Here is a 15637-nt window from a genome sequence, read left to right on the forward strand (position 1 = left end):
TACGCTCGTGACCATGACGGATCGACGCCTGCTGCTCGTGCACGCCCACCCGGACGACGAGTCGATCGGCACCGGCGCCACCATGGCCAAGTACGCGGCCGAGGGCGCCCACGTCACGCTGGTCACCTGCACGCTGGGCGAGGAGGGCGAGGTCATCCCCGCCGAGCTCGCGCACCTGTCCGCCGACGGGGAGGACCGGCTGGGCCCTTACCGGGTCGGCGAGCTCGCCGCGGCCTGCGCGGCGCTCGGCGTCGAGGACCACCGCTTCCTCGGCGGGCCGGGCCGCTGGCGCGACTCGGGCATGATGGGCGCGGCCACCAACGACCACCCGAGGGCGTTCTGGCGCGCCGACCTCGACGAGGCGGCGGGCGAGCTGGTCAAGGTCATCCGCGAGGTACGCCCCCAGGTCCTGGTCACCTACGACGCCAACGGCTTCTACGGCCATCCCGACCACATCCAGGCACACCGGGTGGCGCGCAGGGCGGTCGAGCTGGCCGCGAAGCCGGGCTTCGGCGACGGCGAGCCGTGGCAGATCGCGAAGTTCTACCACACCGCCCTGCCGAGGTCCGTGATGCGGCGCACGGCGGAGGCGCTGCACGAGGCCGGCACCGGGTTCCTGCTGGAGGACGTCGAGGACATGCCCTTCGGCAACCGCGACGAGGACGTCACCACCGAGATCGACGCCCGGCCGTGGCTCGGGCACAAGATCGCGGCGATGCGGGCGCACGTCACCCAGATCACCGTCCGCGAGCCGTGGTTCGCGCTGTCGAACAACATCGGGCAGGAGGTGCTGGGCGTCGAGCACTTCGTGCTGGCGGCCGGCGTGCCGGGCCGGCCGGTGCCGGGGCCGCCGATCGAGGCGGGCGGGCTGGGTGAGCCGCACAACCGCGAGAACGATCTCTTCGCGGGCATCCACTAACCTCAGCGGCATGGAGCATCGCAGCCAGGCCGAGTCGGCCCTGGGTGGAGCGGCGTACGGCATGCTGTTCGTGCTGGGGGTCGTCATGGGGGTCGTGGGCGGGTTCACGCATCCCCTGTGGCCGGTCGGTCCGCTGCCGGGGGCGGCCGTGGTGTGGGTGCTGATGTTGTTCCTGGTGTGTCTGGGGGCGGGCAGGCTGCTGCGGGCGCGGCTGGCGGCGGCGGTGCCCGGGGCCGGGTGGCTGCTGGTGACGATGCCGTTCACGGTGCAGCTGGCGTCGGGTGATCTGGTCATCGCCAGCGGATTGCCGGGATATGTCTACCTGTACGGGTGTCTGGTGGCACTTGTGGTGGCTTATCTGCTTTCGCCATCGTCTAGCAGGGGTTCGTGGCTTTTGAGAGGGTACCCAGCAAAGAACCAGACTTAGGGGCATAAAGTAACTTCGTGCATTCGACAGAGCGGCACGTGGACCCGGACACCTACCGCAAGGTCGTCGGCCGCTTCGCCACCGGGGTCGCGATCGTGACCACCAGGGTCGGCGACCTCGATCACGCCATGACCGTCAACTCGTTCACGTCCGTCTCGCTCGATCCGCTCCTCGTGCTGTTCTGCGCCGAGAAGGTGGCCAGGTTCCACGGCGCGGTGCTGGAGGCGGGGGTGTGGGGGGTGTCGGTGCTGCCCGCCGACATGGAGGACGCCTCGCGCTTCTTCGCCCATCGCGGCCGGCCCGTGGACGGGCAACTGGTGCGGTGGCCGCACCGCCGGGGGGACTCCGGGGTGGCGCTGTTCGACGGGGCCATCGCCACGCTGGAGGTCGCCACGAGCGCGGTGCACGACGCCGGTGACCACTCGATCGTGGTGGGCGAGGTGACGTCCCTGGGGATGCCGTCGGACGGGCCGCCGCTGCTCTACCACGAAGGCCGCTACAAAAGTCTCTAGCGCGCCGATGACTTCCCGGCGGCGCCGGGGTCTCAAACACATGCGGAAACTGATCGCGACAGTGTTCAACTACTCCCTCGACGGCCTGCTCGCCGACGAGGGCACCGACTTCTGGAAGTTCTGCTTCGGCCTGCCGGAGAACGACCGGCCCGACGACCCGGCCTACCTCGACTTCCTCCGGAGCACCCACACGCACGTCATGGGCCGCACCTCCTACGAGTCCATCTCCAAGGCCATGACGACCGCCACCGACCACCCGTTCGCCGGCATCCTGAACCCCGCCCGCAAGGTCGTCTTCTCCAGGACGCTGAAGACGGCCGACTGGGCCAACACCACCATCGCCGCCGGCGACACGAAGGAAGAGGTCGACAGGCTCAGGCAGGGCGGCGACGGCCACATCCTGGTCTGGGGCGGCGTCCGCCTCTGGCGCTCGCTCATGCGGCTCGACCTGATCGACGAGCTCCGGCTGAGCGTGTTCCCCTACGTCGCGGGCGAGGGCACCCGGCTGTTCGACGGCGACCCCAGCTCCTACCGGCTCGACCTGGTCTCCAGCGCCACCTCCGACAACGGGATCCTGGAGCTGCGGTACCGCCGGCACCGCTGACCCGTCCTGCCCTTGACCACCGCCGTGAACACGGCATCATCGGCGGTGGGAGGGGTCTCATGGAAAGGCGCTATCGGGTCCGGCGGGCGGCCAACTACGTCAACCTCGCCACGCCGTTCGGCCTGCTGATCTCGGTCGTCGGCGGCGCCACCCGCCGACCCGGCCCCGACGGGCTCATCCTCGCCTGTGGCTACCGCTACCGCTTCCCCGTCGCGGGCGCCTTCACCGTCGGGAACGTGGTCCTGACCAGGCGTGACTCGCTCGACGAGCGGCTCATCCTGCACGAGGGGCGGCACGCCACGCAGTGGGCCTGGTGCGTCGGGCTGCCCATGCTGCCCCTCTACCTGCTCGCCATGCTGACCTCGGTGGTGGTCTGCGGGCACCAGGCGACGTACAACGTCTTCGAGCGGCTGGCCGACCTGGAGGACGGCGGATATCCCCGCGTGCCGCCGCGCTGGCGGCGGCGGCACGGCGGGGCCGGAGGATGACTCCGGGCGGTCAGGTCAGGGACTCAGCTTCAGCGTGTGCTCGGCCGCCTTGCGTACGGCGTCGGGGCTGGAACGCATCGGCAGCAGCCCGCCCCCGGCCCAGATCTCGGCCTGGTCCCAGTAGTTCTCGTGGAAGGCGTGCCCCGACGCGCCCGTCAGGTTGATCCACTGGGACTTGTCCAGGTCGGACAGGTCCACCACCATCCGCATCGACGGCACCGCGGTCACCGCGTAGCCCTTCTGGGTGTTCCATCCGGTCGCGTTCACCGCGTCCTTGCCGCCCGGCACCGCGATCGGCCCGCGGTTGAACAGCGCCTCCACGGGCGCGATGCCGGACGTGCCGAGTGAGCCGTTGACCAGGTCGAGCTGGTGCAGGTCGCCCCACCGCCAGTCGGAGATCTTCTCGCCGAACCGGTCGGCCAGCTCCTGGTAAGCCGACGCCATCGCCTGCCGCAGCACGTCGTCCCGCCGCTCGGTGACGTTCTTGGTGGTGACGTCGTCCCAGAAGGGGTCGTCGGGGGCGTCGAGCAGCCGCCTGACGACCTCGTACCAGCGGTCGCCGCCCGCGGGCCTCGCCTGCTCCGGCAGCTCGTCGTGGAAGGTCAGGGCGAGCACCTGCCGCCACACGGCGTTGAAGTACGCGGCCGGCGCCGAGTCGAGCCCCTGCGAGCCGTCCCACGACGTCAGCAGCTCCCTGGCCTGCTTGGCGGGGCCGGCCAGGTCCACCTTCGCGAGCACGGGCACCAGGGTCGCGGCGAAGTTGTTGCGGGTGTCGGCCTGGATGGCGGACATGGTGTCGGCGTCCACCTTGCCCTTGCCGACGGCCTCCTCGACGAGGGCGCGGATGCGCTCGGAGCGGTAGCCGTAGGCCCAGTCCTCGGTCAGCAGCGGCTTGTAGCGTGAGGGGTCGATGACCGCGTTGTTGGCGGTCACCACGAAGCCTTCGGCGGGGTCCTCGACGGACGGGAGCTGTTCGAAGGGGATCGGGCCGGGCTGCCAGTCGTACTCGCCGGTCCAGCCGGGCACCGGCCACCTGCCGTCGCCCTTCGCGCGTACGGGGATGCGGCCGGGCGCCTGGTAGCCGATCTTGCCGGAGGTGTCGGCGTACACGAGGTTCTGGGCGGGCACCTCGAACAGCGAGGCCGCCGAGCGGAACTGCGCCCAGTCGCCCGCCTTGTTCAGCGCGAAGATGGCGCTGGCGGTGTGGCCGGGCGTCAGCGCCGTCCACTGGAGCGCGACCGCGTTCGCCTCGTCGGTGGGCTTGGCGTCAGGCATGACCTCGTTGATCAGCGGGCCGTGCACGGTGCTGCGCACGGTGATCGTGACGGTGGAACCGCCGGCGACCTTGATCTGCTCCTTGCGGGTCTCCAGTCTGCGCCGCTCGCCCCGGTACAGGTACGTCTCGCCGTCCACCTTCTCCAGGAACAGGTCGGCGACGTCGGGCCCCAGGTTCGTGAAGCCCCAGGAGATCTTGGCGTTGTGACCGATGATCACGCCGGGCACGCCGGAGAAGGTGAAGCCGGTCACGTCGTACGGGCACTCCGGGCTCACCTGCCGGCAGTGCAGCCCCGCCTGGTACCAGACGGACGGGAGCTGCGGCGACAGGTGCGGGTCGTTGGCGAGCAGCGGCTTGCCGCTCTTGGTGTGCGCGCCGGAGATCACCCACGAGTTGGAGCCGATGCCCTCGCGGTCGGCGGTGCCCATGGTGCTCGGCACGGCGTCGAGGGTCCGGGCCGCCGACTGGAAGACGGCGCCGGTGCCGAGGCGCAGGCGCGGCTCGGCCTCCTGGTCGAAGCGCTCGCGGTCGATGGCGCCGGTGGTGACGATGGGGGAGTGCCGCTCGAACGGGTAGCCGGGGTAGAGCTGCTCGACGCGGTCGCGGGGCAGCTTCGCGGCGATCAGCGCCCGGTCGATCTCGTCCTCCATGTTGGAGCGCAGGTCCCAAGCCATGGCCTTGAGCCAGGCGAGGGAGTCGACGGGGCCCCACGGCTCGGGGTGGTAGTCGCCGTTCTGGATCTTCAGAATGGAGTATTCGAGGCTGCGGTCGGAGGCGTTCGGGTTGGCGCTGAGCCAGGCGTTGACGCCCTTGGCGTACGCGTCCAGATACTCGCGGGTGTCCTCGGACAGCAGGGGCAGCTCCTGCTCGGCGACGCGCCGCCAGCCCATGGTCCGCAGGGCCTTGTCGGTGTCCAGGGTGGACTTGCCGTAGAGCTCCGACAGGCGTCCGGCGGTCATGTGACGGCGGAAGTCCATCTCGTAGAAGCGGTCCTGGGCGTGGACGTAGCCCTGTGCCATGAAGAGGTCGTCCGGGCTGGAAGCGTAAATGTGCGGGATTCCTGATTTATCGCGATAAATCTCCACGCTGCCGGACAGCCCCGAGAGCCGCACCGACCCGTCCACCTGCGGGAACGACTGCCGCACGATGAAGACGAGCACACCGGCCAGCACCAGCGCCAGCACCAGAAGAACGGTCACCACCCGAGCGAACCACCGCAACGGCCGCGGCAACCACGCATAGGGCCTCACCGACCGACACCTCCAACTTCCCGGAACTGGCACTAAGTCTGGCAGCCCTTGATCACTACTCCGGACGTGTTCGTCCGTCTTCGTTCACCTTCGCAGTGGATTGGCAGGGTCTGCCGGTTCACGCCCAGGTTTGGCCGCCCGCCGGCAGCGTGGGCGCCTTGCCGATGTCGATCGGCAGGTCGAGCCCCAGCACCTGGTCGACGTGCAGGAAAGCCTCCAGCTTCGCCCCGGGAGGCACCGACCCGTCGCGTTCGAGCTCGCCCAGCACGCGCAGCGCCGCCGGGGTGTCGAGGTCGTCGCCGAGCGCCGACTCCACCCGCTCCACGTGCCCGGCCGCCATCGGCGCGCTGGGCGACTCGGCCCACTCGGCGACCCGCGAGCGCCAGCGCCGCAGCGTGCGGTCGGCCGCCCGCAGGGTGTCCCAGGTGAGGTCGAGCCGCCGGCGGTAGTGGTGCTCCAGGAACGCCATCCGCACCGCCAGCGGGTCGAGCCCGGCGGCCGTCACGTCCGAGAGCAGCACCACGTCGGACCCGGCGCGCCCGTCGAACAGCAGCCGCTCACCGTGCACCCAGTGCCGCACCACCTCGTGCCCGGTCGCCGCGTCGGACTGCGCCCGCTCGGCCTCGTCATGGGGGAAGCACCGCTCGATGTCGCCGAGGTGCAGATCGACGGCCGGGCCGAGGAAACGCAGCGACAGGGCCGAGCACGCGACGTGCCGGCCGGGGACCCCGCGCCCCCAGGGAGAGTCCCAGCTCAGCTCGCCGTCACCGGGCTCCCACAGGGCCCAGTCGGCGGGCCGCGGCGCCTCCGGCCGGTCGCCGGAGAGCTCGCCGTAGGCCGGGAACGTGCGTACGTCGAAGAAGACCGAGCCGTCCGGCGCCGTGTAGGCGTGGCCGCGCTCGACCAGCTTCGCGACCAGCTCGATCATGGGCTCGACGTTCTCGCTCGCCCGCGGCGTGTGCTCCGGCGGCCGGAGGTTGAGCGCGGTGGCGTCGGCGCGGAAGGCGTCCTCGTGGTCGCCTTCGGAGTCGTTGAGGTGGCCGACGTCGGTGATGTTCCGGCAGGCCAGCACGCGCGCCCGCCGCCGCTCCAGGATCCGCCTCACCAGGTCGGACAGCACGTGCGTGCGCAGGTCGCCGAGGTGGGCCCGCCTATGGACGGCAGGCCCGCAGGTGTAGATCCGCACCAGCCTGCCGAACTGGACCGGGACGACCTGGCCGGCGCGCGTGTCGTGGATCCGCAGCATTCTCCCGAGCCTAGCCGGGGCGTCATCCGCCCAGGAAACCGAGGATGTCGCGGTCGCCGCGCTCGCGCAGCCGCCCCAGGATCTCCTCGCGCGCCGCGGTGTCCGGCAGCCCGATCCTGGCCCCGACGAGCCGCAGGCCCTCCATCTCCGAGCTGACCGGAGCGGTGTAGCCGAGCAGGTAGAGGGCCCGGTTGACGGGCGGCATCCCGACCGGCGCGGCCGGCAGGTAGCGGGTCAGCAGCTCGCCGCCGTCGGAGACGGTCAGGAAGACGTGGTCGCCCTCGCTCGCTTTGTACTCCGACAGCACGTTGCGGATCGACCCCATGGTGGGCTGGTTGTGCCAGCTGATCACCACGTCGCCGGACGTCGCCGAGGCCGTGAGCTGCCCGCCGGGCGCCATCCCCAGGTAGGCCGCGAACCCCGTCGGCAGCGGCGAGCCCGACCCGCGCAGGTGCTCGGCGTTGACGTCCACCCGGTGCCACCAGCGCCCGTCGCGGGAGCGGAAGCTGCGCCGGGTCAGCGAGACGTCCTTGCGCGGCTGGTAAGGCTCGGACTCCCCGCTCGGCGAGGTGCCCGCCACCCGGATCCAGCCCCGCTGCGTCCGCTCGAACCCGGGACCGCCGGAGTAGGCGCGCACCGAGCTCTCGCTGACGTCGTAGCGGGAGGTCAGGTTCGTCACGATCGTGGAGACCGACGCCTCGCCGCCGGCCCGCTCGATCTCGCGGGCGATCATCTCCCTGATGCCGAGGTACTCGTCGCCGCCCCAGCGGGTCAGACCGTACTTGTTGCGGTCGACCCGCAGGAAGCGGTCGTCGGCGGTGAGCTGGTTGCGGATGCCGACCAGGCTGTAGTCCTCGCCGATGCGCTCCTGGATCTCCTCGGGCGACAGCGGCGTGCCGGCCACCGCGAGCACCGCCTCGGCCTTCTCGTTGATGCTGCGCGGCCACGGCACCACGTGCTGACCCAGCACGCGCAGGTGCGGCACGTCCTGGATCCACCGCTCGGCGATGTCCTCGCGCACGCCTAGGCCGGACACCATGCCCACGGCCTCGGCGATCGGGCGCGGGCCGTCGGCGAAGAGCTGACGGGTCTTCTCGCGCAGCTCGTCGGCCCCGCCCGCGACCAGCCAGCCGTCGGACTGCTCGTAGCCGGTCAGCAGCGTGCGGACGAACCGCCAGGCGGGGATGCCCAGGGAGCGCAGCTCGGTGCGGTGCCAGGGCACGGTGGCCTGGAGGTCGTCGGCGGGCGCCGCGGAGCCGAGCCGGCCGCGCAGCCATGACACGTGGGCCACGAGCGGCGCGGCGTCCTGGCCGGTCAGCCAGTTCTCGACGTGGTCGCGCAGGTCGCGCTCGATCTGCCTGATGCGCTCGCGCGTCACCGAGAACCGCTGCGCCAGCTCGTCCAGCGTGGCGCGCTGCGCGGCGTACAGGCGGTCGCGGGCGATGGCGCGCTGCCGGTCGTCCAGCGCGGCGAACAGCTCGTCGATCACCTCGGGGAGCGGCCGGTCCGGCCGGGCGGGAGCCGGGGCCGCCTCGGGGACGGGTTCGAGCAGCCGCTCGAACACGCCGGCGAACAACTTCTGCGCCACGTCCTTGCCCAGCGTCTCCGGCGTCCGCTCGGCCTCGGCGGGGTCGGAGAAGCGCAGCAGCGGCAGGATGTCGCCCAGCTGCAGGTGCCCCCAGAAGGCCACGGCGAGGTCGGCCAGGTGGCCGGCCACGGTCTGCGTGCCGACGACGGCGCAGGCACGGTCGAGGGGGAGCGCCTGCCACCAGGCCTCGGGCAGCTGTGGCTCCTCCAGGACAGGTGCGACCTGCCCAGGGGAGGTCCAGCGCACGGGTGGCGCGAGGTCGCTCAGGCTGAGGTTCATTGAGGTCCAACCGGCAATGGGAAGTATCCGCAGTTCAGACTATGTGATCAGAGTGGTAAAAAGGGGCTGCCTCTTCCGTAATGGGAGATATAGAGCATGGCACGGGCCCGGGTGCAGGCGACGAACAGTATGCTCCGTTCGCGCTGCAGAATCCTCGCCCGCGCGCCGGGATCCTCGGGCGGCGGCTCGGGCACCACGCCCTCCGCCACGCCGACCAGCGCCACCCGCTCGAACTCCAGCCCCTTCAGATTCCGGAAGGTCGCGGCCCGCACGTCCAGGCCCTCCAGCGCCTTCCTGGCCTGCCCCACCAGCCGCGTCGTACGCGCCCCGACCGCGATCTCGCCCGGCGGCACCCCGTCGGCCAGCCACGACTCGACCGTGGCGCGCAGGCCGGCCAGCTCCGCCTCGGCCGACTCGTACGCCCGCACGCGCGGCCGTTCGCCGTTGTGGGTGGCGCGGTAGCCGTACATGTCGGTCGCGCCCCTCGCCAGCCCCGTCGCGAGACCCCCGCCGCGCAGCCGCACCACGAACGACAACAGCTCCTGCGGCAGCCGGTAGCTCGTCCTCAGCGTGTGCTGCTCGGCCGGGATCCCCACCGCGCCGAGCGCCACCCGTGTGTCGGTGACCCGCTGGTGCGGATCGCCCACGACGAACAGGTCGTCGGGCGCGTGCGGCGCGACCGCCCGCAGCAGCCGCCACTGCGCCGGGCTGACGTCCTGCGCCTCGTCCACCACCACGTGCCGGTACGGCTTGCGCCCCGGCTCCACGTCGTCCAGCAGGTCGCCGGTGGACAACGACATCAGCCGCAGCGCCTCGTCCGTGAGCTGGGCGAGGGTCCGCGCCCCCGGCCCCACCAGCGCGGGACGGCGGCCCTCGGCGTCGGCCACGATGCGCAGCGCCAGCCGCTCCGGGTTGTCCACCTCGATCCGTTTGCGTACGAGCTCGTCCTCGACGAGCGTGTCGAGACGCGCGGACAGCTCCTCGGCCAGCCCCTGCGAGAACGTGACCAGCAGGACGGGGCCGCTGCCGTGCGCGGCGAGGTAGGCGGCGCGGTGCAGGGCCACCACGGTCTTGCCGGTGCCCGCCCCGCCGACGACCAGCACCGGATGGTCGTAGCGGGGAGCCTTGGCCAGCCGGTGCTGCGCCGGATGCAGGAACGTGCACCACCCCGGCGCGCCCAGCACCCGGTCCAGCGCCACCTTGTCCGGCGCGAACGCCGCCTGGTCGGGAGTGCGGCGCAGGGCCGCGTAGAGGTCGTCGGGATCGATCGGCCCCGGATCGTCGGCCGCCCGCCAGGAGTCCAGCTCGCGCCACGCCTCCGCCAGCGAGCCGCCCCTGGCCAGCACCGCGAGCGGCAGGTGCTGGGTGGGCGGCAGCAGCGGTTCGAGCGCGGCCACGTCGGCCTCGGTCGTGATCAGGCGGAACAGCGGCAGCGCGTGCACGTCCAGGCCGAGCGAGAGCAGGTCGCCGTCGCACACCGGCGCGAACAGCCCGGACGAGCGGGCCGAGCGGCGTAAGGCGGGCTCGACACGTTCCAGGGCCTCGGCGTCCCACTCCTCGACCACCCCGAGCGCGGGGTTGACGGTGTAGCGGTGGCGGCGGGCGTACGACCAGGCCGCGGCGTCCGGCAGCACCGTCCGCAGCCAGTAGACGTCCCGGCGGCGCACCACCACCCCCCGGTGCCCGTCGGCCAGCCGGAGCGTGGCGACCCGCGGGTCCCTGGCGCCCCGCACCCGTTCGGGATGCGGAGCGCCGGCCACGTTGAGCAGGAACCGGCGCAGCGCGACCACGGCGTCCCTGCGCACCGGCTGGGCCAGTGCGCTGAGCTCCCTGGGAAACTCAGGGCCGATCGCGAGCCGCGGCACGGCTCAGTCCAGCAGGGCGAGCAGGTCGCGGTCCCCGCGCTCGCGGAGCCTGGTGAGCAGGTCCGGCAGGCTGACCGGGCCCGTCATGCCGATCCTCGTGGCGATCACCCGCGCCGCCTGGTCCCGCGTGCCGCCCGGAGCGGTGTAGCCGACCAGGCGCAGCGCCTTGGTGATCTTCTCGGCGCCCTGGGCGGCCACCGGCAGGTGCCGGGCCCGCAGCACGCCCTCGTCCGACAGCGTGAGGAACAGGTGCCCGCCCTCGCGCGCGCCCACGTCGCCGAGCAGGTGCTCGATGGACTCCAGCACCGGGCGGCCGTGCCAGGTCATGGTCAGCTCGCCCGCGGCGCTCCTGACCGTCCTCGTTTCGCCCGGCGACAGCCCCAGGTAGGCGGCGAAGCCCGTCGGCAGCGCGCACTCGCCGCCCGCCATCTGCTCGGCGGTGACGTCCACGCGCAACCACCAGCGGCCGTCCGGCTGACGGAAGCAGCGCCTGGTCTGCGAGACGTCCTTGAGCGGCTGGTAGGGCTTCTGCTCGCCCGAGCCGCCGTTCTGCTCGTGGGCCGCCACCGGCTTGAACGCCTGGAACTGCGGCGGGCCAGGAGGCGGCGACGGCGGCAGCGGCACCGGCCCGAACGCCGACTGCGGCGGCATGTCCATCGGCGGCTGCCGCGGCGCGTCGAAGTGCAGCACCGGGTCGAGCCTCGGGGACGGAGGGGGCGGCAGCTCGACCGGGGGCGGCGGGGCCGCGGCGCCGGCACCGGCCGCCCCGGCGGCCGGCACGGCCAGCACCGCCTGCTTGCCGGGAAGGGTCGCCAGCACGAACTGCCAGGCGGGGACCTCCAGGGCGCGGATCTCGACCTTGTGCCAGTCGGCCGCGCCGATCACCCGCTCCCTGGGAGCCTCCGGGCCGAGCGTGTTGCGCAGCTCGTCCAGATATGCCCGGTAGGGGGCGGCCTCGTCGCTGTCCAGCCACTCGCCGAGGCGGACGCGGAACTCCTTCTCCGTGGCCGCGATCTCGGCCGGGGGGACGGCGAACAGCTTGGCGAGCTGGTCCACCGCCGACGGCTCGTCGGTGAAGACCCGGTTCTGGGCCACGGCCCAGCTCTTGTCGTCCAGGCCGGCGAAGGCGGCCTCGATGAGCTCGGGCAGCTCCCGGCCTTCCTGGCTCTCCACCTCGTCGTCCTCGGTGGGAGCGCCGGACGCGGGGCCGTCCGCCTCCAGTGCCTCGGCCTCCGCGGCGGCGGGCTCGGGAGCGGGCTCGTCGACGGAGTCGGGCGTGGGCTCGGGACCGTCACCCGCGTCGGCGGCGGGCTCGGCGTCCGCGTCCAGCACCGGCCGCTCGCCCTCCTCCTTCAGGGGGACGGCGGCCGCGAAGGCGTGCGCCGGGCCGTCGTCCGAGGCGGCGAAGGCGTGCGCGGGGGCCTCCCCAAGGGCGGCGAAAGCGTGCGCGGCCCGCTCGCCCTCCGCGGAGCCGGATGCGACGTCCTCGGAGGCTTCGCCCTCCTCGGCAGCCCGGGGCTCGGGGGCGGCGGTCTCAGCAGCGGCTTCGTGCTCCTCGGCGGGGGCGGCGCCCTCTGACGCCTCCTCCCCGTCGGCGTCCCTGGGCTCCGCCTCCCCGGTGGGGGCCACGGCGGCGAGCTCCTGGACGGGAGCCTCCTCCGCCACCGGCGCGGCGTCCTCGGGCCGTGGGGCCTCCTCGGCGACGTCCTCTGCGGGCGCGGCGTCCGCCTCGGCCGCGGGCGTCGCGTCGGTCGGCTCCGGGGCCTCGGGAGTCTCGGGGACTGCCGGGGCTTCGGAGGCCGCAAGGCGCTGGTCGTCCTGGGCGGGTGCGGGCTCCGGGTCCGCCGGGGCGGGGACCGCGAGGAGGGCCGGCGCCTCGTCCGCCGTGGCCGGCGCGGCCTCGCTCCGCGGAGCGGGCACCGCGGCGGCGGACCCAACGCCCGCCGCGCCCGCGTACGGCTGCGCCAGCCGCGTGAACACCGCCGCGAACAACGTGCTCAGCACCGGCCGCGCCCTGATGAACGGCTGGTCGGCCAGCTCCCGCCCGGTCAGCGCGAGCAGCCCCGTCCACGATCCGGCACGGTCCAGCGCGATGGCGACCGGCGGCTCGTCGGCCTCCTCGGGGTCGAGGACGTGCAGCGCGGGCAGCACATCGCCCACCGCCGCCGCCGGCCAGTGCTCAAGGGCGATCTCCGTGAGCAGCTCGGCCAGGGCCTCGGGGCCGATCGCGGCGAGGACGTGCGGCACGGGCAGAGTGCGCCACCACGCATCCGGCAGATCCGGCTGCCCGGTCAACAGCGTGATCGTCGACGCGTCGCTCCACCTCAACGGTGGAACGAGGTCGCTCAGGCAGAAATTCATCCCGTTCCGTTCACCCCTCACGCCGCCGCGGCGGTGCAGCCGTCATCTCGCCGCCCACGGAACAGACCATAGTCCGGCAAATTAGCCCTACGCATCATGCACTACGCATCAGCGCCGTACGGCGGCGAAGCGTAGACGCACGTAGTCGGCCATCCAGCCAGTCTCCCTGCGAAGCGCGGGCGCCGCCAGTTCGTTGACGCGATGAAGCAGGGGCTCCACGATCTCCGGGGGCAGCCCGGCGATGGCCGACGAGGCGAACATCCGCACCCAGTCGGCGGCTCCGCCAGGGCATTCGTCGAGCGGGGTCGGCCGGTCGAAGTATTCCAGCAACCGGACGACGAAACCCTCTTTCTCCAGGCGGCGGGCGTACTCCGCGGGCGAGGGAAAGTACCAGGGCAGCTCGGGCTCGCGCAGGCCGTACTCGCGCCAGGCGGTCAGCATCGCGGCGGTCAGCTCTGCGCAGTTGCCGGCCCCGCCCATCTCGGCGACGAAGCGCCCGCCGGGCGTCAGCGCCTCGCGCACGTTGGCGATCACGGTGTCGGGGTCGCGGCTCATCCAGTGCAGCGCCGCGTTGGAGAAGACCGCGTCGTACGGGTCCACCACGGAGAAGTCGTGCCCGTCCCCGGCGATGAAGTTGATGCCGGGGTACTGGGCCAGCGCTTTCTCGATCATCGCGGCCGAGCCGTCGATGCCGAGGACCTCGGCGCCGCGGAAGGCGATCTGCGCGGTGAGCACGCCGGTGCCGCAGCCGAGGTCGAGCACGCGCTCACCGGGCCGCGGGTCCAGCAGGTCGACCAGTGGCGCGCCCTGGGTCGAGACGTAGCCGAAGCTGCTGTCGTAGGCGCGACTGTTCCACCGCTCCAAACTCGGTGTGTCGTATCGCAAGACGATCAGCTCACTTTTCCTCAGACATCGGGCCCCCGTGGCCGTGCTGTCTGTTCACTTTAGAGCCTGATCGTCCCTACGACATATCAAGTCACTACCGACTCATCCCACACTCTTGGCCCATTCCTTACGCAGGTACGCCTTCCCGGCATCCTCCTGCGGGATCGTGAGCAGGATCGGCGGGCCGGGGGCCACGGGCAGCTTGGCGGCCTGCTCGGTGTCGAGCGTGCCCTTCATGGCCATGGCCTCGCCGCGGGCCGGCCGGGCCCACCCCTTCTGCAGCAGGTTCTGGCCCTCGTCGGAGAACAGGAACTCCTGCCACAGCCGGGCGGCGGCCGGATGCGGGGCGGCCTTGTTGATCGCCTGCACGTGGTAGTCGCCGAGCGCCGCGTCCTTCGGGATGACGACCTTCCAGCGGTCGGAGTGCGCGGCGCCGCGGGCGGCGTTGAGGTGGTCCCAGGCCACGATGGTGTTGGCCTTGGCCAGGTCGGTGAGCCGCCCGGCCTGCTTGAGCCTGGCGAACAGGCTCACGCCCTGGTCGGGCCGCGGCACGCCGCCGCGCATGGAGGCCGCCATCACGCCTCCGAAGGCGGCGGCCGAGCGGAGCGGGTCTCCGTCGAGGGCCACCTGGTAGCCGGGGCCCAGCAGGTCGGCGAAGGTGGTGGGGGCCTTGACCGCGCGGGGGTCGTAGCCGATGGACATGTAGCCGCCGTAGGCCGCGTACCAGGCGCCGGACGGGTCCTTCACGCGGTCGGGGACGTCCAGCCAGCCCTGCACCTTGTACGGCGCGAACCTGGCCGCCTCCTTGACCGCCACGTCCAGCGTGAGGTCGAACACGTCGGGCTTGAGCTGGGCGGCGGCGTCGATCTGCCGCCTGCTGCTGGCGTTGGGCTCCAGCTCGTTGACCTTGATGCCGTACTTGTCGGCGAAGGCGTCGATGACCTCGCCGTAGTTGACCCATTCGCGCGGCAGGGCGATGACGTTGAGCTGCCCCTCGCGCTTGGCCGCCTCGGCCAGGCGGTCCATCGTGGAGAAGCCCGCCTTGAGCGAGCCCGCCTGCACGTTGACGGGCGGCAGGTTCTTGGCCGAGGTGGGCTCTGGGGACGACGCGCCGCATCCGGCGCTGGCGAGGATTGCGGCTGCGGCGGCGCAGGTACGTACGGTCACATGACGAATACTGACTGCTATCGCGCCCGAGGTCGAGGAGGCGCGGCGGGAACGACCCTGGCCGCGACCAGCGTCTCCTCGGAGATCTCCACCAAGGTGCCGTCTTTTTTACGCACCCGCAGAACCCCGTGTTCCCAGGACTCCAGGATCCCCACCGCGTCCCGGAACCCGCCGGGAACCCTGCGGCGCGTGGTGATCCGGGCGCCTATGTCCTGTGTTGTGATCGCGATGACGAGGCGTGCGGCCACGAGTTTGCCACCCTCCGTTTCGGCCAGCTGGCAAGCATGGCAATACTAGGGCGTAGCAAACCGCGGTCAGAAGTCGTGCCATGGTGCGGAGAAGAAGGAGCTCGAGGTGACCTACGTCATCGCGCAGCCTTGCGTGGACGTCCTGGACAAGGCGTGCATCGAGGAGTGCCCCGTCGATTGCATCTACGAGGGCGAGCGCATGCTTTACATCCACCCCGACGAGTGCGTGGACTGCGGCGCGTGTGAGCCTGTATGCCCCGTCGAGGCCATTTTCTACGAGGACGACCTTCCCGAGCAGTGGAAGGACTTCTACAAGGCCAACGTCGACTTCTTCGAGGAGCTCGGCTCGCCGGGCGGCGCCTCGAAGGTCGGCAAGATCGACAGGGATCACCCGCTGGTGGCGGCGCTGCCGCCGCAGAGCGGCGAGGATCACTGAGCGGTCCCACGTCGTGCACGGGGGCATCCACAGGCTGGATGCGCCCCGTCCGCGTGGCGTGCCCGCGCACGCGCCGTACGGCAGAG

Annotated in this window: 14 protein-coding genes; 6 read left to right on the top strand and 8 right to left on the bottom strand. The window is 72.1% G+C overall.

The features are described from left to right. Positions 1–13 precede the first annotated feature (13 nt). The 5 genes from mshB to BMW85_RS27550 are packed head-to-tail and all read left to right on the top strand — an operon-like array spanning position 14 to position 2950. Positions 14–919 carry an N-acetyl-1-D-myo-inositol-2-amino-2-deoxy-alpha-D-glucopyranoside deacetylase gene (gene mshB, locus BMW85_RS27530; protein ID WP_091087137.1) on the top strand — a complete coding sequence of 302 codons (906 nt, stop codon included), beginning with the start codon at positions 14–16 and terminating at the stop codon, positions 917–919. Between the two features lie 10 nt (positions 920–929). Then, positions 930–1346: a DUF6113 family protein gene (locus BMW85_RS27535; RefSeq protein ID WP_091086902.1), complete on the top strand. Its 417-nt coding sequence runs from the start codon at positions 930–932 to the stop codon at positions 1344–1346. A gap of 17 nt (positions 1347–1363) precedes the next feature. Next, complete coding sequence (locus BMW85_RS27540) at positions 1364–1858, top strand: flavin reductase family protein (RefSeq protein WP_245775101.1); 495 nt, start codon at positions 1364–1366, stop codon at positions 1856–1858. A gap of 40 nt (positions 1859–1898) precedes the next feature. Beyond that, entirely contained in the window at positions 1899–2462 is a 564-nt protein-coding gene (locus BMW85_RS27545) for a dihydrofolate reductase family protein (RefSeq protein ID WP_091086906.1), read from the top strand. A gap of 59 nt (positions 2463–2521) precedes the next feature. Continuing rightward, a complete protein-coding gene (locus BMW85_RS27550; protein ID WP_091086908.1) occupies positions 2522–2950 on the top strand; it encodes a hypothetical protein in 429 nt (142 codons plus the stop codon). Positions 2951–2965: 15 nt separating this feature from the next. Here BMW85_RS27550 and BMW85_RS27555 read toward each other — a convergent pair whose 3' ends face one another. From BMW85_RS27555 to BMW85_RS52605, 8 genes are all read right to left on the bottom strand, one after another. Continuing rightward, on the bottom strand, positions 2966–5425 hold the full coding sequence (locus tag BMW85_RS27555; protein ID WP_245775102.1) for a penicillin acylase family protein: 2460 nt from the start codon (positions 5423–5425) through the stop codon (positions 2966–2968). Between the two features lie 169 nt (positions 5426–5594). After that, complete coding sequence (locus BMW85_RS27560; protein ID WP_091086912.1) at positions 5595–6722, bottom strand: cysteine--tRNA ligase; 1128 nt, start codon at positions 6720–6722, stop codon at positions 5595–5597. Between the two features lie 22 nt (positions 6723–6744). Further along, the gene (locus BMW85_RS27565) at positions 6745–8589 is read right to left on the bottom strand and encodes a sigma factor-like helix-turn-helix DNA-binding protein (protein WP_091086915.1); all 1845 of its coding nucleotides are present in this window, start codon (positions 8587–8589) and stop codon (positions 6745–6747) included. Positions 8590–8636: 47 nt separating this feature from the next. Further along, positions 8637–10454, bottom strand: a complete 1818-nt coding sequence (locus tag BMW85_RS27570; RefSeq protein WP_091086916.1) for a UvrD-helicase domain-containing protein — start codon at positions 10452–10454, stop codon at positions 8637–8639. Between the two features lie 3 nt (positions 10455–10457). Further along, positions 10458–12749: a hypothetical protein gene (locus tag BMW85_RS27575; RefSeq protein ID WP_143082418.1), complete on the bottom strand. Its 2292-nt coding sequence runs from the start codon at positions 12747–12749 to the stop codon at positions 10458–10460. A 174-nt stretch (positions 12750–12923) separates the two neighbouring features. Next, complete coding sequence (locus BMW85_RS27580) at positions 12924–13700, bottom strand: class I SAM-dependent methyltransferase (RefSeq protein WP_177240913.1); 777 nt, start codon at positions 13698–13700, stop codon at positions 12924–12926. Positions 13701–13802: 102 nt separating this feature from the next. Then, on the bottom strand, positions 13803–14867 hold the full coding sequence (locus BMW85_RS27585) for an ABC transporter substrate-binding protein (RefSeq protein WP_245775103.1): 1065 nt from the start codon (positions 14865–14867) through the stop codon (positions 13803–13805). 17 nt (positions 14868–14884) lie between these two features. Further along, on the bottom strand, positions 14885–15115 hold the full coding sequence (locus BMW85_RS52605) for a putative acetyltransferase (protein ID WP_091086924.1): 231 nt from the start codon (positions 15113–15115) through the stop codon (positions 14885–14887). 106 nt (positions 15116–15221) lie between these two features. On the opposite strand from BMW85_RS52605, the gene fdxA reads away from it, so the two are divergent. Continuing rightward, positions 15222–15551 (top strand): ferredoxin, encoded by a 330-nt coding sequence (gene fdxA, locus BMW85_RS27595; RefSeq protein WP_091086926.1) that lies wholly within the window; start codon positions 15222–15224, stop codon positions 15549–15551. The last annotated feature ends 86 nt before the right edge of the window (positions 15552–15637 follow it).

It is taken from the genome of Nonomuraea wenchangensis (genome assembly GCF_900111685.1).
Lineage (GTDB): Bacteria > Actinomycetota > Actinomycetes > Streptosporangiales > Streptosporangiaceae > Nonomuraea > Nonomuraea wenchangensis.